The following is a 26,582-nucleotide window of genomic DNA, read 5'->3' as shown; positions in this document are numbered from 1 at the left end:
TTTTTAGCTTGTCCAAATATAATTCAATTTTCGATAATACACTTTACTTTATCTGAACAAATTCACAAGAAATAGACTTAATAAACAAAAAAAATCTAAAAACATAACGTTTTTAGATTTCCTATTATTGTATTATGATGAAAATTAATAAGGTTGCAATATCGATGTTGTCAAAACAGACTGTGACATATCACTATTGAGGAAGGTAGTATTCACCGCAGTTCCTACTCCAAGTGTCGATCCGGAAATAGCTCTTTTTGTACAGGCAACTTTAACTTTATAATCATTTTTAGGCATAAGATTAGTCAGTGTTGCATTAAGATTAAAAATTTTGTATGCTCCTGGATCTCCAAGCAATACATCAGTTCTTACTGCTCTCAACACATCGTCTACAAATACCCCACAGGCAAAACTTGCAGAATTGGAGCCTGTTTTCTGTACTGTTGTCTGAAACGAAAAAGTAGCTTTATTCGTTTGATTGGTCACAGAGAAAGTATCCATTGTTCCTGTAAGTACAGACCAATTCGCATTTAACGGATCTCCGTCACCGTAAGGATTAGTTGAACCATTATTTCCTGAAAAACTAACTCCGGTCTTGTCTGAAACCGTATTTATTGAAAATACAGACATACTTCCCTGCCCGTCAGCAATTTTTATCGCTTTCCAGTCATTGGTGTTTAAATCTGTATTATTATGCAGGATATCACCTGCTGTTCCGGCAGACCCTTTCAGTACATCAGTACCTCCTGTTCTTAATTCTTTTCCAATATTCAGATCTCCATTTACATCCAGCATATTCGTTGGATTAGGAGTATTAATTCCCACTTGTGCAGTTACTATAACAGCCAAAAGAAGTGATGTTACAAATAGTATTTTTTTCATGACCTGCTTAGTTTATAATTGTGTTAAACACTTCTGGAACTTCATATACATCAACTTTTAGAGAAGACTGTGCAATAAAGTCATTAATGTTAGTATATCCATTAATTCCTATCGAAAGTTTATTGCTGGAAGCTCCGTAAGAGCCCAATCTTGTACAGGCAACGTCTACCGTATGATCTCCTTTAGCAAGATTATCTACAATCCCGATCTGAGTATGGGTAAGAAACGGATGTGTACTGGTAATTGCCTTTAAATTCCTTTGTCTCAGGTTCACCAGTTTACCATCTACAAAAATACCACAAGCATAATCTATTGAAGTATCTACTGTTCCTACTGCTCCAAAGTCAGCCTGAACCACTGTTTCGAACTGGAAGTAAGCCTTACTTTGAGTACTGAATACACTGATCGTCTTTGAAAGATTCGTAATTTTTTTAAAACCCGGAAGACTGTTAAGTTCTTTTCCTTTGGTAAAAGTTGCCCCTCTTGAAGCGAAACCTATCGTAGAATCTTCTGAAGAGGTAAATGTAACTCCTACTTTATCTGAAAAGGAGTTGTTGTAGATCAGATAAAATTTATTCGGTTCATATTCAGGAATACGAAGGGATTTCCAGATGGGAGCAAAACCCTCACCTCTGGAAACCAAAAGCTGATCATTATTTCCCTGAAATACGGTATTATCTGTGGCATTAAAAATACCAATCTTATTTCTGAAGTTGGCATCTCCGTTTACATCAAGCTGTGCTTTTGGGGTATCTGTTTTTATTCCTACCTGAGCTGTTGCCAAAAGTCCTATGCTAAAAAGCAGTGTTGATAATAGTTTTTTCATCATTAGTTAGTTTTATAGCTCACGTATTCGATAACATCCATTTTCATGGTAGATTCCAAAGTAAACGAACTGGATACTCCACTTGAAGACTGTACATTACTTCCGATTGAAAATTCTGAAGTGGAATTTGAAGTATCAATCTTTCGGCATGCAATTTCAATATTATGAACCCCTACAGGGACATTCTGTTCCGTATAATTGAGGGTAAAGATATAGTCCTGAAGACCATTTTTTCCACTGTTGTTATTCGTAGCGATCCTATCCGGACGTACAGCCACCAATAAACCGTTTCTGAAAACACCACAGGCAAATCTGACACTTTCTATAGTGGTAGATGACTGTGCTTTCATTTCAATACCTGACTGAAACTGATAAGTGATCCTGTTTTTCCCGTTTTTGATTGTAAATGAATTATTAAGACCATCAATCTTTTTCCAGTTACCTTTAGCTACATCAGTGACATTATCTCCCACTTTGCTTGTATAGATATTATCCCCGGCAACTCCATTAGAAAGAGAGGTAACCCCTAACTGATCAGACGACAGATAAGAATTAATCAGCTTATACTGTCCCTCTTCCATAAAGGAAACATTCAAAGATTTCCACACAGGAGGTAAACCCTCACCCTGAGAAACCAAAACCTGGCCGTTTAACCCGGCATTTCCAGCCTGAGTTGAAGTCCCGCCTACTCTAAGTTCTTTTCTTAAGGTGGTTTTTCCGTTCACATCAAGAACAGATTTCGGTTTTGCAGTACCTATTCCCACCTGTGCGTTAGCGTAGAACGAAAAAAGTCCTGCCACGCAGCAATGTATAATTGTTTTCATAATTAAGGACTGCAAAGTTAAGCAACAAAGTCCAAAAAATTCCAGTTATACATCTATAAACCCATAGAAATAAACACATTAGAGCATAGAATTAATAATACTAAAAAGTAGAATTATTACTACATAACTCTACTTTCCATGTATAAAAACAATAAGACAACATCTCAAACCCTTACTGTACGGGGGTTTACAGGATTTTTTTTATCATTGGAAAGTGATTTCAACCCCTCAAAAACAGCCTTAATTCTCTTCAACAGGAATATTACAAAAGAAAAACATGATAACAATCACAAAAAAAACGTGTAAAAATTAATCTTTTTACACGTTTCTAATAATTTTTATGATATTATTTCCAGTAAATAGAAAATAAATTTAATCATGTTCAATAATTGCTTTTAACAGCAGATTGACCTCATCTACATTTTTCACTCTTTCTTTCCTCATCATCAATTGATTACCTTCTTTTCCTGACTTCTCTTTAAGCTGGGCTTCAGCCGGATTTCGGGTCAGATAATTAATAATATGTCGGAATCTGTCTGTCTGATAAAACTTATCCTGAGGATTCCCCGGGAAGTATCCTAAAAATACACCATTTTTCATGACAATCTTTTCAAAACCGATATCAGAAGCAAGCCACTTCAAGGAAACACTCTTCAAAAGATTGACAGCTTCTTTCGGCAATGCTCCGAAACGGTCGATCAGCTCCAGTTCAAACTGATGAAGGTCTGCTTCATTAGTAATTTCCGCAATTTTCTGATACAGCAACAACCTTTCTTCTGTATTGGAGATATATGAATCCGGCAACATCAGCTCTAAATCTGTATCAATGTTGACATCCTTCACAGATTTGAAAAGTTTTTGTCTGTCTTCTTCATTTTCAAAAAGACTTTCAAAATCAGCATCATCTTTTAGCTCTTCTAAAGCTTCCTGCATTAGTTTCTGATAGGTTTCAAACCCCATTTCATTGATGAACCCACTTTGTTCAGCACCCAAAAGATCACCGGCACCACGGATCTCCAGATCTTTCATCGCAATCTGGAAACCACTTCCCAGATCTGAAAACTGCTCAATAGCTTCCAAACGTTTTCTGGCATCCGAAGTCATCATATCATATGGCGGAGTAATCAGATAACAGAATGCTTTTCTGTTACTACGTCCTACCCTTCCTCTCATCTGATGCAGATCTGCCATTCCAAATCTTTGGGCATCATTGATGAAAATAGTGTTGGCATTCGGAACGTCTACCCCACTTTCTACAATGGTAGTAGAGACAAGAACATCATATTTCCCTTCCATAAAATCCAGAACATTCTTTTCAAGCTGCTTCCCTTCCATTTGCCCATGTCCTGTAATCACTCTTGCATCCGGAACCAGCCTCTGAATAAGTCCTGCAATATCTTTCAGGTTTTCAATTCTGTTATTGATAAAATATACCTGCCCGTCTCTCTGAAGTTCGTAAGAAACAGCATCACGAAGAGTTTCTTCACTGAACCCGATTAACTGCGTATCTACAGGCTGCCTGTTTGGTGGTGGTGTTTTGATAACGGATAAATCCCTTGCAGCCATTAACGAAAACTGTAAAGTCCTCGGAATAGGAGTTGCCGTAAGCGTCAGGGTATCAACATTATTTTTCAGAGTTTTCAGTTTATCTTTTACTGAAACCCCAAACTTATGTTCTTCATCAATAATCAATAAACCAAGATCTTTAAACTTTACAGAACTGCTTACCAATTGATGCGTTCCGATAATAATATCTACTTTTCCGTTCTTTAAAGCTTCTAAAGTTTCTGATTTCTGCTTAGCCGTTCTGAATCGGTTTACATATGCAACATTGACCGGAAAATCTTTAAGCCTTTCTTTGAAACTTCTGTAATGCTGAAAAGCAAGAATAGTAGTAGGTACCAATACCGCAACCTGCTTACCATCTGTTGCCGCTTTAAACGCAGCCCTGATGGCAACTTCCGTTTTACCGAAACCTACATCACCACACACAAGTCTGTCCATCACTGTATCTGCTTCCATGTCTCTCTTTACATCTACGGTAGCCTTTTCCTGATCCGGAGTATCTTCATAAATAAAGCTGGCCTCCAACTCGTTCTGCAGATAGGAATCCGGAGTATACGCAAAGCCTTTTGCCGTTTTTCTCTGGGCATATAACTGAATAAGATCAAAAGCAATCTGTTTAACCTTCGCCTTTGTTTTCTGTTTCAAAGATTTCCAGGTTGGAGATCCGAGTTTACTTAACACAATTTCTCTTCCATCCGGTCCGTTGTACTTCGAAATCTTATGCAGAGAGTGAATACTTACATATAATAAATCTCCGTTTTTATAGGTCAGTTTAAAGCATTCCTGAATTTTACCATCATTATTAACTTTTACAAGTCCCATAAATTTTCCGATTCCATGATCAATATGGGCGATATAATCTCCGATTTTCAAAGACATCAGGTCTTTGAGGGTAAGCTGTTCAGATTTTGCAAAAGTATTTTTTGCTTTATATCTCTGATAACGGTCAAAGATCTGATGATCCGTATAAACCAGCAGTTTGTGACCATTATCTACAAATCCTTCATGAAGTTCAGACTTAAAACTTTTAAATGGAAGCTCGTGTTCAAGCTCTTCAAAGATGGATTCCAGTCTTTCTTTCTGTTTTTCTGTTGAAAAAGAAATCCAGGTATCAAATCCTCCGCTCTGTTTTTCTTCAATATCTTCAATCAGTAACTCAAAGTTTTTATGAAAAGAAGGTTGTGGAAGCTGTTCCATTTTAACTTCGGTAACTTCTTTTAACCCTTCAATCATTACTCCTCCAAAATCAACCGTTTTGAATTTTTTATAATCGAACAGAAACTCCTGATCAGAAATAAAAAGTTCCTGCGGAGTCCTATGGGCAATATCTTTACTTAATGTATCGTATTTTTCCAAAGACTTTTCGTAGAATGTTCTGATCTTCTGCATTCCCACCATTCCGTTTTTAGAAACCACAAAACTTTCTTTAGGCAATAGCTGCAGCAAAGAGACTCTCGTTCCTGTTACAGAAAAATTCATATTGGAAACCAACTGGAAATCCTTTACTTTATCTACCGAAAGCTGTGTCTCGATATCAAAGGTTTTAATACTTTCCACTTCATTACCGAAGAATGTAATCCTGTATGGCTTTTCGTGTGAATAGGAAAATACGTCTACAATTCCCCCTCTCACTGAAAATTCTCCCGGTTCAGAAACGAAATCAGCCTGCTGGAAATGATAATGATTAAGCAGTTCGTCCACAAAATCAAAATCCAGCTGATCTCCCACTTTGATATGATGGGAAATTGCTTTAAAATCTTCTTTTTTCAAAACTTTTTCAGATAAAGCACCAGCATAAGCTACAATCACTTTGGGAGATCTTCCGGAATTGATTTTATTAAGAACCTCAGTCCTTAACACCAGATTGGCATTTTGAGTCTTTTCCACCTGATAAGGTTCAAGATGGGTTGCGGGAAAATACAGCACTTTATCCTTACCCAGAAGATCTTCCATCTCTGTATTGGCATACAATGCATCTTCTTTATCATCTACCAGATAAAGAATGTTCTTTTTCTGAACCAAAAAAAGCTCAGCCACAAAAATAGAAACCGAAGATCCTGCGCTTCCTTTTACAGCAATATGCTGATTGTTTTCTAACTGGGTAAAAATTTCTTTCCCAAACTCTTTCTGCATAAGGTCTGGAAGGAACTTTTCATTGATGGATTTTAACTGCATAGATAGTAAAGGTATAAACGACAAAAGCGATTTCGGGAGTTTTCCGAAACCGTTTATGATATACAAAGGTACGGATATTTTTTTTCTTTGTTTCAAAAGCAGAGTAACTTTCAGATTTAAAATGAAGCACTTAGATAATAAATCTTAATTTTTTACAATTTTATTTAATAACCTGTTAAAAAAATTCAAGTTTCTCCTCATGGCATAGTGTTTGGCCTTTTAAATACAACCAAACATTTAAGAATGATATTATGAAAAAAGCAATTAAAATCTTAGGAGTTATGATGCTGTTATTATTTACAGCATTATCTTTTTCGTCGTGTAGCAAAGATGACGACCCTGTAAACAATGAATTTTTTGCCGGAACCTATAAAGGAAAGATTTCCTATAATGATGGAGGCTCTACCAGTATCAGTACCGATAACGGAAGTGTATTTGTAACAAAAATCGCCAGCGGTACCAAGTATAATTTCGCTTTCTCAAACAGCATTCCGGATCTTAACGGAATAGAGTTTAATCAGGAAGGAGATCATACTCTGGTGATGATTGGCTCTACAGCAACTTCTTATATCAGAATTGATAATAATGTTTTAAAAATTCTGTATGTCAAGGATGGCAAAACGTGGACAGCCAATTGTACGCGCTAGCCATGTCTATTTATATATTATTCAAGCCTGTCTTTATCTTTAAAGACAGGCTTTTTTATTGTAAATGAAGTGTTTTAATTTTTTTTTAAGCTGTAATAAACTTTAGTTAAGTTTGAAATTCTCAATTTTCTAGCCTGCTTTTTGTATATCTTTATTCAACAAAAAACAAACAATAATTCTTATGAAAAAATTCTTATCTGCAATGTCTTTGATCCTTGGATTAGGACTTGCCACTGCTCAGCAGACTGCTCCCGCTACAGGTGCTACGGCCCATCCACCTGTAAAAGCAACTACAGCAAAAGCTGTAAAGCCAGCTGAAGTAAAAGCGGCCAAACCAGCTATGGATGCAAAAGCGGCGAAGCCTGCTCAACCGGCTGCTAAAATGAAAAAAGACGGTACTCCGGATAAGAGATATAAAGAAAACAAACACCTGAAAAAAGACGGCACTCCCGATAAAAGGTACAAAGCAAACAAATAAGCATAACATTAACATATAGTTGTTATTTTCATAATCAAATTTCGAAAAGCCGGTGGAACTTGTTCCATCGGTTTTTTTATGTGAAGCTTGGTAAAAAATGATTCCAGATTCTCTACTTATTTATAAATTTGACCCATGTTAAACTTCTTCAAGAAAAATGCGGCGCTGATCTGGGCAAAGAAACATGTTCAAAAAGCGGAGGATTTCAAAAAAAATGCTGAGAAAAACCAGGAGGACTTACTACTTTCTCTAGTGAATACAGCTCAAAAAACTCTTTTTGGGCGGGAACATGATTTTGAAAACATCCATTCAGTAAAAGAATTTCAGGACAGAGTTCCTGTAGCCGACTATGAAGATCTGAAACCTTATATTGAAAGAGTCAAAAAAGGGCAGGCCAATATTCTATGGACAGAAACTCCTGAATATTTTGCCAAAACTTCAGGAACAACTTCCGGATCTAAATATATTCCGATTTCCAAGGAGGGAATGCCTTTTCAGATAGCCGGAGCTCAAAGTGCCTTATTTCATTATATCAGTAAAAAGAATAACGCTGATTTTGTGAATGGAAAAATGATTTTTCTTCAGGGCAGCCCGGAACTGGAAGAAGTATTTGGGATTAAAACAGGAAGACTTTCCGGTATTGTAGCCCACCATATTCCTAATTATCTTCAGAAAAATCGTCTGCCAAGTTGGGAAACCAACATTATGGAAGACTGGGAAACTAAAGTAGATAAAATTATCGAAGAAACGGAACATGAAAATATGACGCTGATCTCAGGAATTCCACCATGGCTGATCATGTATTTTGAGAAGTTGACAGAAAAAAATGGTAAAAAGATCAAACAGCTTTTCCCCAATCTGCAGCTTATTGTAACCGGAGGAGTCAACTATGAACCCTATCGTGATAAAATGGAAGAATTGCTGGGAGGCAAAGTGGATATTGTTCAGACTTTTCCAGCTTCTGAAGGTTTTTTTGCTTTTCAGGATGATTACACCAAAGAAGGGCTACTGCTATTGACCAATCATGGAATTTTCTATGAATTTATTCCTTTGGAAGAATATGGCAAACCTAGCGCAAGGAGATTAACATTACAAGAAATCGAACTTCATAAAGATTATGCATTGATTCTTACGACCAATTCCGGGTTATGGGCTTATTCTATTGGAGATGTTGTAAGATTCATCAGTAAAGATCCGTACAGGGTTTTGGTAAGCGGGAGAACCAAACATTTCACCTCTGCTTTTGGAGAACATGTGATAGCATTCGAGGTAGAAGAAGCTATAAAAGCGACTCTTGAAAAATATCCTGCGCAGATTACGGAATTCCATCTGGCTCCACAGGTAAATCCAGTCGAAGGACTTCCTTATCACGAATGGCTGATTGAATTTGAAAAAGAACCTGAGCATTTAGAAGCATTCAGAGATGAACTGGATCAACAGCTTCGGGCAAGAAATACTTACTATGATGATTTGATTTCAGGAAATATTTTACAGAAGTTACAGATTACGAGGCTTAAAAAAAATGCTTTTCATGAATATGCCAAGTCCCAGGGAAAATTAGGAGGTCAAAACAAGACTCCGAGATTGGCTAACGACAGAAAGATTGCAAATCTCTTAGAAATTTACAAACTTTAATCATTTTTTTTCAATTCCAAAAACGTATATTCGAAAAAAATTATAAATTTGAAAAACTAAAAGAAAATAATGAAAGCATCTGTACTGTTGAAATCGTCTTTACTAACATCTCTATTTGTTATTACATCTTGTGCTACTACAAAATACAGCGAAGATATTTCAAAAAACAACTACTCTAATCTTGAAGCTGGAAAAGTATATAAAGTAACTATGAGAGACGGCTCTCCGAAGCAGACCATCTTATTCAGAAACGTCGTTGGTGAAAATCTTGTAGGTACAGCCGGTAAAAAAGACAGTACAGAAGTAATTATTCCTAAATCTAATGTAGCCGCTGTAAAAGACAGAAGAAAGGCAAGAATTGCCGCAGGAGCTACGATCATTGGAGCAGCAGGTGTTGCAGCGATCGTATTGAGTTCATCAAGAGCTGACTAAAATAGATTTTATCTTTTGAGATATATTTAATATATCTTTCAAAAATTGTCATATGGATAGCCCTAAATAAATTTTTAGGGCTATTTTTGTTCATGATTTCCTTTACCCCGTTACAAACATTACAAAATGTTGAGTTCAGAAATCTTCTCACCGGGAGATTTTTCATTGTTTTAGCTTTCAGAATGCTTGCCACTTTACTTGGATGGTGGGTGTATCAATTAACAAAAGATCCTTTTTCAATAGGTCTTATCGGACTTTCAGAGGTGATTCCTGCGGTAAGCTGTGCACTGTACGCGGGACATGTTATTGATATGAATGAAAAGAAGAGACTGCTTCTAATTTGTAATTATGCATATATTTTCCTGATTGGACTTTTGCTGGTTCCTGCATTTCTTGATGTGGAAATGCACTTTACCGGTCATCAGATTACCTATTATATTTATGGAGTTATCTTTTTTACAGGAATAGCAAGGGCATTCATCGGTCCTATTGTTCCTTCCATGATTCCTAAAATTGTAAAGAAGGAAAATCTTCCGAATGCCGTAACTCTGAACCAGGCTACTTTCCTGATCTCTTCTGTTTGCGGACATGCTATAGGAGGTGTTCTTATTGGATTTATCGGTGTAAAATGGACTCTGGTTGCTATTTTAGCACTCATATTTATTGCTTCATTATTTTTCTGGCAGCTTCACAAACAGCATTCAGAATACAAAAAAGAAACGGTAAATGTAGTAGAAAGTATGCGCGAAGGGATTTCTTATATTTTTAAAACCAAAGAGATTCTGGGAGCTTTATGTCTTGATATGTTTGCAGTACTTTTTGGCGGAGCAGTAGCTATGATCCCTGTATTTGCAACTGACATCCTGAATTCAGGAGCTGAAGGTTTCGGTTTACTGAATGCAGCGTCAGACATTGGTTCCATGTGTATTATTACTATTCTATCTATTGTTCCTCTTCGCAAAAATCAGGGAAAAATACTTCTTGTTGTGGTTACCGGATTTGGACTATGCATTATTGGATTCGGACTCTCAAAATTATACTGGCTATCTTTTATGTTCCTGGTGATGAGCGGAATGCTGGATGGAATTTCTGTGGTAATCCGAGGCACCATTGTACAGTTAAAAACACCGGATCACATCAGAGGACGTGTTCTGAGCGTAAATTCAATTTTCATTATGTCCAGCAATGAAATGGGACAATTTGAAAGTGGACTTATGGCCAAACTACTGGGAGTTGTACGCTCTGTGGTATTTGGTGGCTGCATGACTGTTTTAGTAGCCCTTGTTGTAGGAAGCACCAATCCTAAACTGAGAAAAATGCAATATTAACTAATTGTTTATCAGACCATTTAAAATCTGATACAAAAAAAATAAGAATTCGAAATACTTAAAATCAGAATAGAACGTTTTCTATTCTGATTTTTGTTTTATAGCTGTTTTTTAAAAATTTATAAAAGAATTAAACCTAAAATATTCATCAAAAGCACCAATATCTTTACGATCTCTACATAATATGACCAAAACAAGAAAATACAATATTTAAAACCAACACGTTACTTTCATTAAATATATCTCAAAATCTTTAATTTAACGTTAATAATTTTTTATATTTGCTTCATAAAATATCCCCCTATGACTAAACTTTTACTAATTTTGAGCTTTCTCATGGCAGGTTCTCTGATGAATGCTCAATTCTTTTCAGACCAAACCTTACAACAATCTGTTTTACAATTCAATAATGCTAAAACAGAAAATGACTATGATATGCTTTTTTCTAAGTTTTCGCAAGCTAAAACTTCAGAAAAATGGCAGGCTAATTACTATGCGGCAGCAGCATTGTATCTTAAAACCAATTTTCTTTTAAAGAACAGCCCGAACAGCCCTCTTGGAGAGCCTAATGAATCTGCAAGAAAACTCGCAATGCAGGCCCTTGCTTCGGAAAAGAATAATGGGGAAGTCAATCTTCTTCTTGCTCTTATTCATTTTCAGAAAATAAGAATAAAAACAGCTGCAGACCCTCAAAAGGAACTAAAAACGGCTACAGGCTTTATGGCTAAAGCGGAAACAACTTTAAAGAATAATCCAAGACTTTCTTTTTTAAAAGCGGAAATAGCTGAAAAGCAAGGAAACAAGACAGAAGCTATAAAGTTCTATCAAAAAGCAGCCAAAGAATTTGAAATATCAGACACCTCATCAAGCTCACCTAATTGGGGAAAACAGCTGATCGGAACAAATTAACAGTAAGAAAATGTATGATCTCCCGAGTAAATTGGGACGATCAGTTTTTTTTTAATACGAAAACTTGAAAATTCATTGAATATTTTGATAAACATTATTTTGTATCAGATAAAAACAGCATTTTTCAGTAATTAAACACATTTAATATTTGTTTTAAAAATTAATTCTCATGAAAAAAACATTACTTGTTTTATTAATCATATTTTCACATATTTTATTTGCACAATCAGATTGTGGCACTGCAATGGCAGTCTGCGGTAACTCTGACATTTCATATACACCAGGCGGGCATGGAGACATTGCAGAAGACCTGGGTGGATGTTTAACTTCTGACGAAAAGTATTCCGTATGGTATTCTTTTACCATAGCTACAGGAGGAACACTTACTTTCGAAATTATACCTAACGACCAGGGAGATGATTATGACTTTGGAGTATATGGACCTAACAAGTCTTGCGGAAACCTGGGAACTCCAATACGTTGTTCTTATTCCGGACAAAGCGGAAACACAGGTCTTAATATGACCGCTACTGACCTTAGTGAGGATGCAACAGGAGACAAATGGGTAAAATACATGGATGTATTACCTGGTCAGACTTACTATATCATTGTAAACAACCACAGAGAAACAGCTAACGGATTCAAATTATCATGGGGTGGAACAGCTACTTTATCTTCTCCGTTCACTGATCCGAATATACAGCCTCACCCATTTATCCCACCGGGAATTCCGGGAGCTAATCCTGCTGACCCAAGAGAAGTAGTAATATGTTCAAATCCGGCGACTTTTGATTTCGCGTCTTTATCCGCAGGAATTCTTAATGGAAACCCTAACTTCAACATTAGTTACCATACAAGTCAGAATGATGCTTTAACAGGTAACAACCCTCTTGTAGGTCCTCAAACAGTTACTCCTGTTGGTATTTATTTCTATAGTATCAACTATACTGACCCGACTAACCCCAACAGCCCTATTAATAAATGTAGACAGACTGGTAAATTTAAATTTAAAGATGGTACGATTACCGCTACCGATGTAACGCTAACAAGCTGTAATAACAACAATGCAGGTACAGCAACATATGACCTTACCACTGCTGCAGTTTTTGCTGATCCAACGGCAACTAAAAAATACTATTACACATTATATGATCTGAACAACTCAATCAATGAGATCACCAATATCTATCAGTTTGTTTCTGCTGAAGGTAAAATATATGTAAAAGTAACTTCTGTATTTGGATGTAGTGATATTGCAGAAATTACTCTTAAGTTCTATCCGCAAATCATTGCAAAAGATGCTGAATTAAGATCATGCTTTATTGAAGCCAATCCTTCTACAGCCTTATTCAACTTAGATAATGCTGCTGTAATTACACCACAGGCGGGGATCACGAAAAAATATTTCCCTTCACTAACAGACGCAATTGATGAAACCAACCAAATTTTAAATGCTAATTATATTGCACCAAGTGGCTTAGTATACGTAAGAGTATCTGACACCAGAGGATGTTATGTAGTAGTAAAAATTGGTTTAACAGTAATTGCTCCAGTAACATCTAGTGTATTGAAAGATAAAATTATCTGCGTAGAAGACACTACCACTTTAGATGCCGGACCTGGATTCAAAAGCTATGAATGGAGTACAGGAGCAACAACACAGTCTATCAAAGACGTAGGCGTAGGCGTTTACTGGGTAAAATTAAAAACAGGTGAATGTGTTGCCACTCAAAAGGTAACCGTTTATCCTTCTGAGCAGCCGGTTGTAACAAATATCGATATTAACAATACTACTTTGACAATCAATGTTATTGGAGGAACTCCGGATTATCAGTATTCTATGGATAAGATTTTATGGCAGCCTTCCAATGTATTCTCCAATGTAGCAAGAGGAACTTATAAAGTATACGTAAAAGATGCTTATGACTGCGAACCAATTGAAGTTGCAGTAGTGGTTCCTAACCTTATCAATATGATTACTCCAAACGGGGATGGTGTGAATGATGTAGTGGATTATTCTGCTATGGCTGATAAACAGAATCTTATTTTGAGTATCTTTGACAGATATGGAACAAAAATCCATCAGGGAGACAAATCCAATGGTTACAAATGGGATGGTAGAATTGGCGGCAAGAACATTCCAACAGGTACCTACTGGTATTCTGTAACATGGAATGAGAATGACAAGAAAAACACTCCTTTCAAGTTTTCAGGTTGGATTGTTGTAAAAAACAGAGAATAAAAACACCACAATATAAAAAGCCGCTTTGGCGGCTTTTTCTTTTACAAATAATGATAAAAATTTATTGATTTCAAGTTTGTTTAACAAAAAAAGTTTTAACAATGAAAAAAATATTACTCCTTTTTATTTTATTGATAGCGCAAATGGCCTATTCACAGTCAGACTGTGTCACAGCAATTCCCATCTGTGGTAATTCTGACATCTCATATACCCCTTCAGGCCCGGGGAATATTATAGAAATCCTTAACCAAAACGGAGGATGCCTCAGCACCAATGAAAGATATACAGTTTGGTACACTTTCACAGTATCCACACCAGGAACGCTGGCATTTAAAATAAAACCTAACGATCAGGGTGACGATTATGATTTTGCTGTGTATGGGCCTACAACCAACGGCTGTGCTTCATTACAAAATGCAGATCATGTCTTCATACAACCCATAAGATGTAACTATAGCGGTACTCCAGGAGATACAGGTCTGGATCTTACTCTTGCACCACCTGCAGTATTTCCTACCAACCCTCCCGGTGTTACATCGAGTATGAACAATGGAAAGTGGAGTCCTTATATGGATGTATTAGTTGGGCAAACCTATTATCTGGTTATAGACAACTTCAGTAGATCCGTTAATGGTTTCTCTTTAGAATGGTCAGGAACTGCAAGTTTAAGTTCTGCATTTAATGATCCGATTCTTTCTCCTAATCCATTTATTGCACCGGGTATTCCTGGAGCCACTCCTACCGATCCTAATCAGGTGATGGTCTGTGCGTTACCAACCCAATTTGATTTTACAACGTTATCTGCAGCTATTATTAATGGCAACAGCCCTAACTTCAAAGTTACTTATCACAAAACAACCAACGATGCCCTTACAGGACAGAATCCACTTACGGTAGCCACTGTAGACGGAACAACAATATATTATTACAGAATTGTATACCAAGACCCGAGCAATCCGGATAATCCTATCAACGGATGTTTCATAACCGGAAAATTCAAATTTGTTAATGTGGGAATCTCAGCCAATACAGCCACATTATATTCTTGTAATAATAATGGAGCCGGTACTGCAAAATATAATTTAACAACAGCCAATGTATTTGGAGGCACTGGAGCAACCATTAAATATTATGCTACGGTTGCAGATATGAATGCAGAAATTAATGAAATTACAGACCCTACCAACTACATTTCTGCTGAATCAACTGTATATGTAAAAGTAGTTTCTAATTTTGGTTGTATTGCAACCACGACGATCAGACTATTATTTTATCCAACGGTGGTACTGAAAGATGCTGTACTTCAAAACTGTTATATTGATAATGACGTTACCCGTTCAACATTTGATCTTTCCAAGGCAGATATCGGAGTAGCTGTTCCAACACCTACCGGAACTATCATTAAATATTATACAACTATAGCTGATGCCAAAGCACAGACAAACCCTATTGTAGCAGCATTAAACTATCTTTCAGAAAGCAAAACAGTATATGCAAGAGTAGATAATGACAAACAGTGTTATTCAATTGCTAAAATAGAACTGATTGTATTGCCTCCGGTAAAATCAGCAGTATTAAAAGATAAAACAATTTGTGCTGAAGCCAAAACCTCTTTGGATGCAGGACCTGGATTTGTAAGCTACGAATGGAGTACGGGTGAAACTACACAATCTATCAACAACGTAGGAGTTGGTGTGTATTGGGTAAAACTTCAGACCGGAAAATGTTTCACACTTCAGGAAGTACGTGTACATCCAAGCCTTCAGCCAGTGGTTTCAGGAATCGAAATTACCAACAACAATATCACAGTAACAGCTTCAGGAGGAGTTCCCCCTTACAAATATTCTATTGACGGTGTTAACTGGCAGGACTCCAACGTATTCACAGGACTTCCTAGAGGAGAGAATACGATATATGTAAAAGATACTTACAACTGTACTCCTATTCAGGTAACAGTTACTGTGCCTAATCTTATCAACGCGATTACTCCGAATGGAGATAACGTAAATGATGTTATTGATTACTCAGCATTAGCCTACAAGAAAAACCTTATCTTCATTGTATATGACAGATATGGAAACAAACTTCATGAAGCTAACAAAATGAATAACTTCACTTGGGACGGAACAGCCTTTGGTAAGAAAATCCTAACCGGAACTTACTGGTACACGATTTCGTGGAACGAAAACAATAAAGACAATACCGAAACCAAATATTCAGGATGGGTATTGGTAAAAAATAAAGAATAAGTTTTTTTACTTCATCTTTTTGAAAATCACCTCAGACTGAGGTGATTTTTTTTATCAACAAGTCCAACCTCCTGTTTACAGCATTTTACGAAAGACTGCTAATAATTTGTTGAATACTATTTTTTTATTATTTTTTAAATAAACTATCTTTGCACCATGGCGCAGAAAGAAACATTATCATCCCTGACACACGGAAACTTTGCAAAAGAATTGTCTATTGCGGATGGAAAAATGCCTCCCAATGCAGTGGATTTTGAAAGATTGGTTATCGGAACTTTTTTGATTGACAAAAAAGGTCTTGACCATTCCATTGACCTTCTTACCCCAGAGGTATTTTATGATCCCAGACATCAGGTCATCTTTTCTACTATCCTAAAATTGTATGAAGGCAACCACCCGGTAGACTTAATGACGATTATTCAGAATTTAAAAAAGGAAGACAAACTGAGTCAGGCAGGTGGTGATCATTACATCATTGATCTTACAATGGGAGTAAGCTCATCTGCCCATATCGAATATCACGTACGTGTTATTCTTGAAAAGTATATTTTAAGAAGCCTTATTAATGTTTCTGCTAATGTTATTGATTCTTCCTACAAGGAATCAACAGATGTTTTTGAACTTCTGGATAAAGCAGAACAATCTTTCTTTGAGATCACCAACGGAACGATTAAGAAAGGATTCGATACTGCAAATTCATTGGTAAAGCAGGCTATTGATACCATTAAATCTTTAAAAGATAAAGAGGGCCTTTCCGGAGTTCCTTCAGGATTCAGAGATGTGGATAAGGAAACCGGTGGATGGCAGAATTCTGACCTTATTATTATTGCAGCCCGTCCCGCGATGGGAAAAACGGCATTTCTTCTTTCCATGGCAAGAAATATTGCAGTGGGACATAAAGTTCCTATGGCATTATTCTCTCTCGAGATGGCCTCGGTACAGCTGATTACCAGAATGATTGCTTCCGAAACAAGAATCTCATCAGAAAAACTAAGAAAAGGAACCCTGGATGATGAAGAATGGCAAAGACTGTTCTCCAATGTATCCGAATTGGAAAATGCTCCGTTATATATTGACGAAACCCCTTCCCTTTCCATATTCGATTTCCGCGCAAAATGCCGAAGACTGGTAATGCAGCATGGAGTAAGAATTATCATGGTTGACTACCTTCAGCTGATGACTGCAGGAAGCAGCGGTGGAAAAGGAGTTGGAAACCGTGAACAGGAGATTTCCATGATTTCACGTTCATTAAAAGCCATTGCAAAAGAACTTAACGTACCGGTAATTGCCCTGTCTCAGCTTTCAAGAAGTGTGGAAGCCCGACCTGGAAAAAGACCTCAGCTTTCAGATCTGAGGGAATCCGGAGCAATTGAGCAGGATGCGGATATCGTATCTTTCATCTTCAGACCGGAGTATTATAAAATTACGGTTTGGGATAATGATGAGGAAGGACAGGAAACTTCTACAGAAAACCAGGCCGAACTGATTATTGCAAAACACAGAAATGGTGCTACGGCAGATGTAAGATTATCATTCCTGAAACATTTTGCAAAATTCGGTGATATTGAAGCGGCACTTGACGGTGGTGCTGGAGGAGGATATCCTTCCAACTTCGGAGAACCTAGCGGATTTGACAAGATCAAAACAACAATTCAGCCAGGAGCAGCATTTGATCTTCCGGACAGTTCAAAACTTTCAGGATCTTCAATGAATGACTTTGACGACGATGATGACTTCCCCTTTTAAACAAAGGCTAAAATTCAGTTCAATTTTATAGTCAATACATCAATTTTTAAAAAGCAGATTTGAGAATCGAAATTTATACGGACGGAGCTTGCAGCGGAAACCCGGGAAAAGGCGGATATGGAATTCTTATGCGCGTTCCTGAAAAAAATTACCAGAAAACATTTTCAAAAGGTTTTCGAAAAACCACCAACAACAGAATGGAGCTTCTGGCTGTCATCACTGCATTGGAAAAACTGAAATCTACAGAAAATGACATCCATGTGTATACCGACAGTAAATATGTATCTGACGCCATCAACCAAAACTGGATTACCGGATGGATCAAGAGAGGTTGGAAAAATGTAAAAAACCCTGATCTCTGGAAAAAATTCATTGAACTCTACAACAAACACAACCCAAAAATGCATTGGGTAAAAGGCCATGCCGGACATTTTGAAAACGAACTTTGCGACAAATTAGCCGTAGCAGCAGCCAGTTCTCCAGATCTTGAAATTGATACTTATTTTGAGGGTTTGGATAACAATTCCTTATTTTAATTTAATTAATATAAATAAGGAATCACTTCTACAATATTCACCATTATATCATAATAAGCAGGATTTTTTTAAAATATTATTAAAATTTAAGCAAGATTAACATTAAATACATATTATTTAATTGGGATTTAATATCTTTACATATTAATCTAAGTCCCATTATAAATGAATAAAAATCTATTATTGTATTTATCTGTTTTTTTACTCTGTATAGCTGGGAAGTCCTTCGCTCAGACTTATCAGCTTATCGGAAACCCAGTGAACACTACCGGATGGACCATGGTTTCACCTACTCAGGTAAACACAGATTTTATTCAGCTGACCCCGGATACCAATAACCAATCCGGTTCCATCAGGCTGAATGATCCTATTAACTTAAAATATTGTGATAAATGGAGAGTGGAATTTGATTTCAGAATGGATTCCAACCAAACCTCCAATGGAGATGGAATCGCCTTCTGGTATCTCGCCAACCCTCCGGTAGCCAGCGTATTAGGCTCAGGACTTGGAGTGTCTCAAAATGCCGTAGGACTTGTTGTAGGACTTGACACTTACAACAATACCACAACTGCTACCATGAGTAAGGTACATGTTGGTTATGGACTGGTTCAAAATACCACTGACAACAATAATGTCGAATTTTTTAATGTTCCCGGAAGTTCTTTCCACTCCCCGGACCTGAATACTACACAGCCTTTTCAGGGAACAACTTTTAAACACGTTGAAGTAACGGCGCAGGTAGATCCTGCAGCTCCTACCAGCTGGATTATAAAAATAACAATAGACGGTAATGTAATTTGCAATCAGTCTTTTGCGCCTTCAGGTGCTGCTGCAGCAATGACTGTAGGATATTTTGGTTTTTCAGCTTCTACAGGAGGTGCAAGATCCAGACATTCCATTAAAAATGTAAAAATTTATACGGATAAAGTTCCTATTTTACAGAATTCAGCAACACAGTCATTCTGTCCTAATCCTACAACCGGTTACGGATCTGTAAACCTGACTACTTTCAATTCACAATTTGTAAACAACCCTTCCAATTATACATTTACCTATTATCCATTTGGAAGCTCTACACCTATTGCGAATCCTACCAATTATCAGTTCAATGCCAACTCAACAGTAACAGTTGTTATTAAAGATAATGCAGGACTACTGTGTGATAACCCGGATGGTAAAATTTTATTGGTTCTGGCCCCTTTCAAAGCGGAAGACAAAACCATCACAGTATGTAATAATAACAAAGCAGGAACAGCAGCTTTCAATCTGAATACAGCAGCTGTAACCAATGTCCCTGGGGTTACAAAAAAATATTATAAAACGCTGGCAGACCTCAATGCCGATACGAATGAGATTCAAAATCCTGACAATTACCTATCTGCTCCCGGAGTTGTTTATGTAAAAGTAACAACCCCTCAGGGATGTACAGGCTCAGCAAAAATTACCCTTGCATTTTATCCGGACACTCCTGTGAAAGAAGCTACTCTAAGATCATGTTTCATTGAAAATAATATTACAAGTGCCATCTTTAATTTGACAACTGCAGATGTTACTACTTTAGGGGCAGGCGCTGCAAAAAAATACTACACATCCATCGCTAATGCATTAGACGGAATCAATGAAATTATGAATCCGCTTCAGTATTTATCTACAAGTACCGCAGTGTATGCAAAAGTAACGGATGCCAACGGATGTTTTAATATTGCTAAAATCAACCTTATTGTATTACCTCCGGTAACCTCTTCTGTTCTGAAAGACAAGATCATTTGTATTGGTGAAAAAACAGACCTGGATGCAGGACCAGGATTTGACGGATATGAATGGAGCACCGGAGCAACTACCTCATCTATTAAAGATGTAGGAGTAGGTCCTTATTGGGTAAAATTGAAAACCGGCAATTGCATCACTACACAGACTGTCAATGTAAAAGCATCTGCAAATCCTGTGATTTCCAGCATTGATATTGACAACAACACCATCACTGTAAATGTAGCAGGTGGAACTCCTCCGTATCAGTTTTCTCTGGATGGAATGAACTGGCAGCCTGGCAATATATTCACAGGTTTAGCAAGAGGCGAAGTAAGAGTGTATGTAAAAGATTTTTACAATTGTACACCTGTTGAAGTTCAGATTACCGTTCCTAACCTGATTAACGCTATCACCCCAAACGGCGACAACGTAAATGATTTCATTGATTATTCAGCACTTGCTTACAAGAAAAACCTGATATTCATTGTCTACGACAGATATGGTAACAAACTGTACGAAGCCGGAAAAATGAGAAACTTTACATGGGACGGAACAGCTTCTGGTAAAAAAGTTCTTACAGGAACTTACTGGTACACCATTTCATGGAACGAAAACAACAAAGACAATACTGAAACCAAATACTCAGGCTGGGTATTGGTTAAAAACAGAGAATAAATTTTACTATCAGAAACTACCTCATTTGGGGTAGTTTCGGTATTAAAAGCAGAATCTGCTTCCTCAAAGATTGGAACCAGGTATTGCTTTTTATCACCATTTAAACATAAAAAACAATTTTATTTCTAAGATTAAGTATAACATCACAATCCATCCACTATGAAAAAAGATATACTCATTTTTTTACTGACTATCTTATTATGCTTGCCGGGAAGATTATTTTCACAAACATACCAACTTACCGGAAACCCTGTTAATACAACGGGCTGGGATCTTGTCTCTGATGCTATAGTAAGCGGAGACTTTGTAAGGCTTACCACAGACCAGACCAGCAGATACGGGGCTGTAAAATTATCAACACCTATTACTTTAAGCTACTGTGATAAATGGAAAGTAGAATTCGATTTCAGAATTGACGGAAACGGAACCACACAATTTGGAAAGGGGGACGGCTTTACCTTCTGGTATCTTGCCAATCCACCAACAGGATTTGTATCAGGAGGAGGACTCGGTATTCCAGCCAATGCTTCTGGGCTAATGGTTGGTTTTGATATTTTCAACAATACCACTGAAGGCCAGATGAGTAAAGTACATATTCTTTATGGCACTAATAATACTGCAGGTAACAATATCGAATTCAACACTACTCCGGGAAGCACATTCCATTCTCCAGACCTTATTGCTACCCAGCCGTTTGTAGGAGATACCTACAGACACGTTGAAGTAAACGGAGAAACAGACCTTACCAACCCTACAAACTGGATTATCAAAGTAAGAATAAACGGAGTGCTTATCGTAGATCAGTCTTTTGCACCTTCCGGAGGAGCTGTAGGAATGTCACAGGGGTATTTTGGTTTCTCTGCAGCAACCGGAGGAGCCAGTGCAAGACATTCTATTAAAGATGTTAAAGTATATGTAGATAAAGTTCCTATTTTAAGTAATACCATAACTCCATTCGTTTGTACAAATCCAGCTACCGGAAATGGTACGGTAGACCTTACTTCTTATAATTCTCAATTTGTAAATAATCCTGGAAATTATATTTTCACTTATTATGTATTGGGAAGTTCTACCCCTATCGCCAATCCTACAAGTTTCCAATATTCTGGAAATACAACGATTAAGGTGGTGGTAAAAGATCCTACGTCTACTCTTTGCGATAATGGTGATGGTGTTATTCAGCTTAATCCTACTCCATTTGCAGCAACAGATGCTACTCTTAGCGGATGCAATAACAACAATGCCGGAACAGCAACCTTTGATCTCAATACTGCTGCTGTAACAACTGTTGCCGGAGTTACCAAAGAATTCTATCCTACTTTATATGATCTGAATAACGGTACGAATCAGATAACAAATCCTTCTGCCTATGCCTCTGCGGCAGCAACAATATATGTAAAAGTAACCACACCTCAGGGTTGTGTAAGTACTTCTAAAATTACACTGAACATTTACCCTGTAGTAGTTGTTAATGACGTTGAACTCAAATCATGTTTCATTGAAACCAACCCATCTATGGCTTCTTTTAACCTTACAGGAGCTGTAGTTTCCCAGGGTGGACTTACAAAAGAATATTACCCTTCGTTGACAGATGCTATCAGTGGAACTAATGCCATCTCCACTCCGGCAGCATACATTGCTCCTAATGGAGTTGTTTATATTAAAGTTTTTAATGGAAATGGATGCTATTCTATTGCTAAAGTTACATTAACTGTAATACCTCCCGTTTATTCAAGAACTTTGCTTGACAAGACAATTTGTATTGAAAACACCACAACATTAGATGCGGGAGCAGGATTCAAAAGCTATGAATGGAGCACAGGAGCAACCACACAATCCATCAAGAATGTAGGAGTAGGTACTTACTGGGTAAAACTGAAAACCGGAGATTGTATTGCAACACAAAAAGTAACAGTATATCCTTCTGACAATCCTGTTATTACCACGGTTGACATTTCAGGAAGTACCGTAACGGTATACGCTAACGGTGGAACTCCTCCTTATCAATACTCTATGGATAATATCAACTGGCAGGACTCCAATGTGTTCACCAATATTACTAGAGGAGAAGCTAAAGTATATGTAAGAGATGGTTATAATTGCGTTCCTGTTGAAGTCAATATTACAGTACCTAACCTGATCAATATAATTACTCCTAATGATGACGGAATTAATGATTTTGTTGATTACTCTGCATTAGCCAATAAACAAAATCTGGAAATTGCCATCTTCGACAGATATGGTTATAAAATGTTCCAGGCAGATAAAACCAATGGCTACAAATGGGCAGGAACCACCAATGGACATAAAAAAGTCCCTACAGGAAACTATTGGTATTCTGTTTCATGGAATGAAAATAATAAAAACAGTACTCCGATAAAATTCTCAGGCTGGATTGTTGTAAAAAACAGAGAATAATTACACTTTCCACCACATCAAAAGAATCACCCCGCCGGTCGGGGTGATTTTTTTGTATGAACAGGCAGGAGATATTTCATTTTAAAGACTCTTTATTCATATTCAATTCTTAAATTTGTCGTATGAATTATTTGGAAGCTTTAAGCAGAAGATATTCTGTAAAAAAATTCAATCATCAGATTATTCCTCAGGAAACTCTTCACAACATTCTTGAGTCAGGAAAGCTGTCTGCCAGTTCGCTGGGGCTTCAGCCTTATAAAATTGTGGTTGTTGAAAGTGAGAAGATGAAACAGAAATTAATTCCTGCTTTTTATAATCCATCACAGATTTCCACCTGTTCTCATCTTATTGTTATTATTTCAAAAAAAGTGATAGAAGAGAACTACATCCGAGGTTATTTTAATCATATTTCTGAAGTAAGAGATACTCCTATGGAAACACTGGATCCTTTCAGAAACAGCATTAATCAGCATATTAACCAGAAAACACACGATGAAATTTTCAACTGGGCAGAAAAACAGTCTTATATAGTATTGGCTAATCTTATGTATGCCGCCGCTATTGAAAATATAGACTCCTGCCCGATGGAAGGCTTCCGTCAGAATCTTATAGAAGAAATTCTGAATATCGATCCTGAAACAGAAAAAGTAACTGTTACCCTCGCTTTAGGCTATCGTTCTGAAGAAGATCATTTCCAACACATGAAAAAAGTAAGAAAACCAAACGAAAAATTGTTTAAATTTATTTAATATTTTAAACGATTGTACCTAAAGCCAGCATATGATAAAAGCGGATGTATTAGTAATCGGTTCCGGCATTTCCGGACTTTCCTATGCCATTAAAGTTTCTGAACAGCTCCCTGATGCCAAAATCATTATTGTAACAAAATCTGATGAAGACGAAAGCAACACAAAATACGCTCAAGGCGGTCTGGCTGTTGTTACAGATTTTCAAAATGATAATTTCCAAAAACATATCGACGATACGATGCGTGCCGGGGACGGAGAAAACAAACGCGATGTCGTAGAAATGGTGGTAAGGGAAGCTCCCGCAAGATTCAATGAAATTGTAGAATGGGGAGCACAGTTCGATATGAAGAATGGTAAATTCGCTTTAGGAAGAGAAGGAGGTCATACCGAAAACAGAATCGTCCATCATAAAGATATCACAGGTTTTGAAATTGAAAGAGCTTTATTGCAAACAGCCAATAACAGCCCGAATATCGAAATTCTTGATCATCATTATGTGATTGATATCATCACACAGCACCACGTTCCGGGAAAAGAACTCAATGAAGGAGACATCCACTGCTACGGGGCTTATATTCTGGATGAGAAATCCAAAACAATCAAAAAAATAACTTCTAAAATAACACTGGCTGCCACCGGGGGAGCCGGACACGTTTATAAAAATACGACCAATCCTACTATTGCTACCGGAGACGGAATTGCTTTCGTAGCCCGTGCTAAAGGAAACGTTTCCAATATGCAATATTACCAATTCCACCCGACAGCTTTATACAGCAAAATGGATGGAATGTTGTTTTTAATTTCAGAAGCCGTTCGTGGAGATGGAGCAAAATTAAGAACCAAAAGAGGTGAAAAATTCATGCATAAATATGATGAACGTGAAGAATTAGCCTCAAGAGACATTGTTGCAAGAGCCATCGATGCCGAAATGAAAATTACAGGAGACGAATTTGTCGGTTTAGATTGTAAAGAAATGAACCATGAAAAATTCTTAGAACATTTCCCGAATATTTATAAAAAATGTAAAGACGAAGGAATTGATCCTTTCACTCAATTGATTCCTGTTGTACCTGCCTGCCACTATCTCATGGGTGGAATTGAAGTAGACAGAGACGGACAGTCTTCCATCAGAAATCTTTTTGCAGTAGGAGAATGTACCAACTCAGGACTGCATGGCGCCAACAGACTTGCTTCAAACTCACTTCTTGAAGGCCTGGTTTTCGGGCACAATGCAGCCATGAAAACGGTAGACCTTCTTAATGAAAACAATTTCAACTTTGATGATCTGAAAGCCGTTCCGGAATGGAATGAAGAAGGAATGAAAATCATGGACGAAATGGTTATCGTCAGTTATCTGAGAAAACAACTTCAGGAAATGATGAGCGATCTTGTAGGTATTGTAAGAAGCAACAGACGTCTGAATATGGCACTGCAAAAACACCAGGAAATTGCAGCTGCAGTAGATGAAATATACCACTACTCTATCTTATCTCCACAGTTGTCAGAATTAAGAAACTTAACAACCGTTGCACACCTCATCATTACCCAATCCATGGAAATGACAGAGAATAAGGGAGCATTTTATAATAAAGATTTAGCTTAAAAGCATAATATAATGAAAAGACCAGCATACGTTACAGATAAAGCATTAAAAGCATTCATAAAAAGTGCGCTTGAAGAAGATATTCAGGACGGTGACCATTCTACTCTTTCTACTATTCCACAGGATCTTGTGCAAAGTGCCAAGCTTTTGGTAAAACAGGATTGTATTCTTGCAGGTGTTGAGCTGGCTGAAATCATTTTTAAAACATTTGACAAGAATTTAAAAGTAGAGATTTTCATTAAAGATGGAACTCCATGTAAATTTGGAGATGTAGCTCTTATTGTTACAGGAAGCGCAAGATCTATCCTTTCCACAGAGAGATTTGTTCTTAACTGTATGCAGAGAATGAGTGGCATCGCTACCCTTACCCATGAGTGGGATTCCAGATTAGTAGGGACAAAAACTAAACTTTTAGATACAAGAAAAACGACTCCCAATTTCAGAATGTGCGAAAAATGGGCGGTGGCTATTGGCGGTGGAACCAATCACAGATACGGTCTTTATGACATGATCATGCTGAAGGACAATCATATTGATTACAATGGAAGCATTACCAATGCAGTAGCAATGGCAAAGGATTACGTTAAAAAGAATAAGAAAAAATTAAAAATAGAGGTTGAAACCAGAAACCTTGAAGAAGTTCAGGAAGCCATCAATGCAAAAGTTGACAGAATCATGTTGGATAATATGGATGTAAAAATGATGAAGCAAGCTGTAAAAATGATTAACGGTTCTTGTGAATCTGAAGCTTCAGGTGGAATTACCCGCGATATGTTAAAAGAAATTGCCTCCACAGGCGTTACCTATATCTCTGTAGGAGCCCTTACACACTCTGCTGAGAATATAGATCTGAGTCTCAAAGCAGTGAAATAGCGTTGAATTTTTAACAAAAACACCACCACTTTGTTAAAAA

19 protein-coding genes are annotated in these 26,582 nt (G+C 37.2%); 15 read left to right on the top strand and 4 right to left on the bottom strand.

Annotated features, from left to right (window positions below):
• Positions 1 to 144 precede the first annotated feature (144 nt).
• From BUE84_RS00900 to mfd, 4 genes are all read right to left on the bottom strand, one after another.
• Positions 145 to 882 (bottom strand): hypothetical protein, encoded by a 738-nt coding sequence (locus tag BUE84_RS00900; RefSeq protein ID WP_079240135.1) that lies wholly within the window; start codon positions 880 to 882, stop codon positions 145 to 147.
• A 7-nt stretch (positions 883 to 889) separates the two neighbouring features.
• Positions 890 to 1,711 (bottom strand): hypothetical protein, encoded by an 822-nt coding sequence (locus BUE84_RS00895; protein WP_079240134.1) that lies wholly within the window; start codon positions 1,709 to 1,711, stop codon positions 890 to 892.
• Complete coding sequence (locus BUE84_RS00890) at positions 1,711 to 2,532, bottom strand: hypothetical protein (protein ID WP_079240133.1); 822 nt, start codon at positions 2,530 to 2,532, stop codon at positions 1,711 to 1,713. The genes BUE84_RS00895 and BUE84_RS00890 overlap by 1 nt, the downstream gene beginning before the upstream one ends.
• A gap of 372 nt (positions 2,533 to 2,904) precedes the next feature.
• Positions 2,905 to 6,273: a transcription-repair coupling factor gene (gene mfd / locus BUE84_RS00885; protein WP_079240132.1), complete on the bottom strand. Its 3,369-nt coding sequence runs from the start codon at positions 6,271 to 6,273 to the stop codon at positions 2,905 to 2,907.
• Between the two features lie 251 nt (positions 6,274 to 6,524).
• Here mfd and BUE84_RS00880 point away from each other — a divergent pair, with 251 nt between their 5' ends.
• The 15 genes from BUE84_RS00880 to nadC all read left to right on the top strand — a co-directional run bounded on the left by BUE84_RS00880 (position 6,525) and on the right by nadC (position 26,542).
• Complete coding sequence (locus BUE84_RS00880; RefSeq protein ID WP_079240131.1) at positions 6,525 to 6,920, top strand: hypothetical protein; 396 nt, start codon at positions 6,525 to 6,527, stop codon at positions 6,918 to 6,920.
• Between the two features lie 181 nt (positions 6,921 to 7,101).
• The gene (locus BUE84_RS00875) at positions 7,102 to 7,398 is read left to right on the top strand and encodes a hypothetical protein (RefSeq protein ID WP_034691510.1); all 297 of its coding nucleotides are present in this window, start codon (positions 7,102 to 7,104) and stop codon (positions 7,396 to 7,398) included.
• 135 nt (positions 7,399 to 7,533) lie between these two features.
• Positions 7,534 to 9,033 carry a GH3 auxin-responsive promoter family protein gene (locus tag BUE84_RS00870; RefSeq protein WP_079240130.1) on the top strand — a complete coding sequence of 500 codons (1,500 nt, stop codon included), beginning with the start codon at positions 7,534 to 7,536 and terminating at the stop codon, positions 9,031 to 9,033.
• A gap of 69 nt (positions 9,034 to 9,102) precedes the next feature.
• Complete coding sequence (locus tag BUE84_RS00865) at positions 9,103 to 9,465, top strand: hypothetical protein (RefSeq protein ID WP_034691515.1); 363 nt, start codon at positions 9,103 to 9,105, stop codon at positions 9,463 to 9,465.
• Positions 9,466 to 9,557: 92 nt separating this feature from the next.
• Positions 9,558 to 10,793 carry an MFS transporter gene (locus tag BUE84_RS00860; RefSeq protein ID WP_079240129.1) on the top strand — a complete coding sequence of 412 codons (1,236 nt, stop codon included), beginning with the start codon at positions 9,558 to 9,560 and terminating at the stop codon, positions 10,791 to 10,793.
• Between the two features lie 303 nt (positions 10,794 to 11,096).
• On the top strand, positions 11,097 to 11,702 hold the full coding sequence (locus tag BUE84_RS00855) for a tetratricopeptide repeat protein (RefSeq protein ID WP_145953192.1): 606 nt from the start codon (positions 11,097 to 11,099) through the stop codon (positions 11,700 to 11,702).
• 169 nt (positions 11,703 to 11,871) lie between these two features.
• Positions 11,872 to 13,944, top strand: a complete 2,073-nt coding sequence (locus tag BUE84_RS00850; RefSeq protein WP_079240127.1) for a T9SS type B sorting domain-containing protein — start codon at positions 11,872 to 11,874, stop codon at positions 13,942 to 13,944.
• A gap of 101 nt (positions 13,945 to 14,045) precedes the next feature.
• On the top strand, positions 14,046 to 16,193 hold the full coding sequence (locus BUE84_RS00845) for a T9SS type B sorting domain-containing protein (RefSeq protein WP_079240126.1): 2,148 nt from the start codon (positions 14,046 to 14,048) through the stop codon (positions 16,191 to 16,193).
• Between the two features lie 156 nt (positions 16,194 to 16,349).
• Complete coding sequence (gene dnaB / locus BUE84_RS00840; RefSeq protein WP_079240125.1) at positions 16,350 to 17,939, top strand: replicative DNA helicase; 1,590 nt, start codon at positions 16,350 to 16,352, stop codon at positions 17,937 to 17,939.
• A 59-nt stretch (positions 17,940 to 17,998) separates the two neighbouring features.
• The gene (gene rnhA / locus BUE84_RS00835; protein ID WP_079240124.1) at positions 17,999 to 18,475 is read left to right on the top strand and encodes a ribonuclease HI; all 477 of its coding nucleotides are present in this window, start codon (positions 17,999 to 18,001) and stop codon (positions 18,473 to 18,475) included.
• A 165-nt stretch (positions 18,476 to 18,640) separates the two neighbouring features.
• Positions 18,641 to 20,899 carry a lectin-like domain-containing protein gene (locus BUE84_RS00830; protein WP_079240123.1) on the top strand — a complete coding sequence of 753 codons (2,259 nt, stop codon included), beginning with the start codon at positions 18,641 to 18,643 and terminating at the stop codon, positions 20,897 to 20,899.
• 159 nt (positions 20,900 to 21,058) lie between these two features.
• Entirely contained in the window at positions 21,059 to 23,317 is a 2,259-nt protein-coding gene (locus BUE84_RS00825; protein ID WP_079240122.1) for a T9SS type B sorting domain-containing protein, read from the top strand.
• 122 nt (positions 23,318 to 23,439) lie between these two features.
• Positions 23,440 to 24,066: an NAD(P)H-dependent oxidoreductase gene (locus BUE84_RS00820; RefSeq protein WP_079240121.1), complete on the top strand. Its 627-nt coding sequence runs from the start codon at positions 23,440 to 23,442 to the stop codon at positions 24,064 to 24,066.
• 31 nt (positions 24,067 to 24,097) lie between these two features.
• On the top strand, positions 24,098 to 25,669 hold the full coding sequence (nadB, locus tag BUE84_RS00815; protein ID WP_079240120.1) for an L-aspartate oxidase: 1,572 nt from the start codon (positions 24,098 to 24,100) through the stop codon (positions 25,667 to 25,669).
• Between the two features lie 12 nt (positions 25,670 to 25,681).
• Positions 25,682 to 26,542 carry a carboxylating nicotinate-nucleotide diphosphorylase gene (nadC, locus tag BUE84_RS00810; protein ID WP_079240119.1) on the top strand — a complete coding sequence of 287 codons (861 nt, stop codon included), beginning with the start codon at positions 25,682 to 25,684 and terminating at the stop codon, positions 26,540 to 26,542.
• Positions 26,543 to 26,582 lie beyond the last annotated feature (40 nt).

The sequence above is a fragment of the Chryseobacterium indologenes genome, from assembly GCF_002025665.1.
Taxonomy (GTDB): domain Bacteria; phylum Bacteroidota; class Bacteroidia; order Flavobacteriales; family Weeksellaceae; genus Chryseobacterium; species Chryseobacterium metallicongregator.
This window is presented reverse-complemented; position numbering and strand designations above follow the sequence as displayed.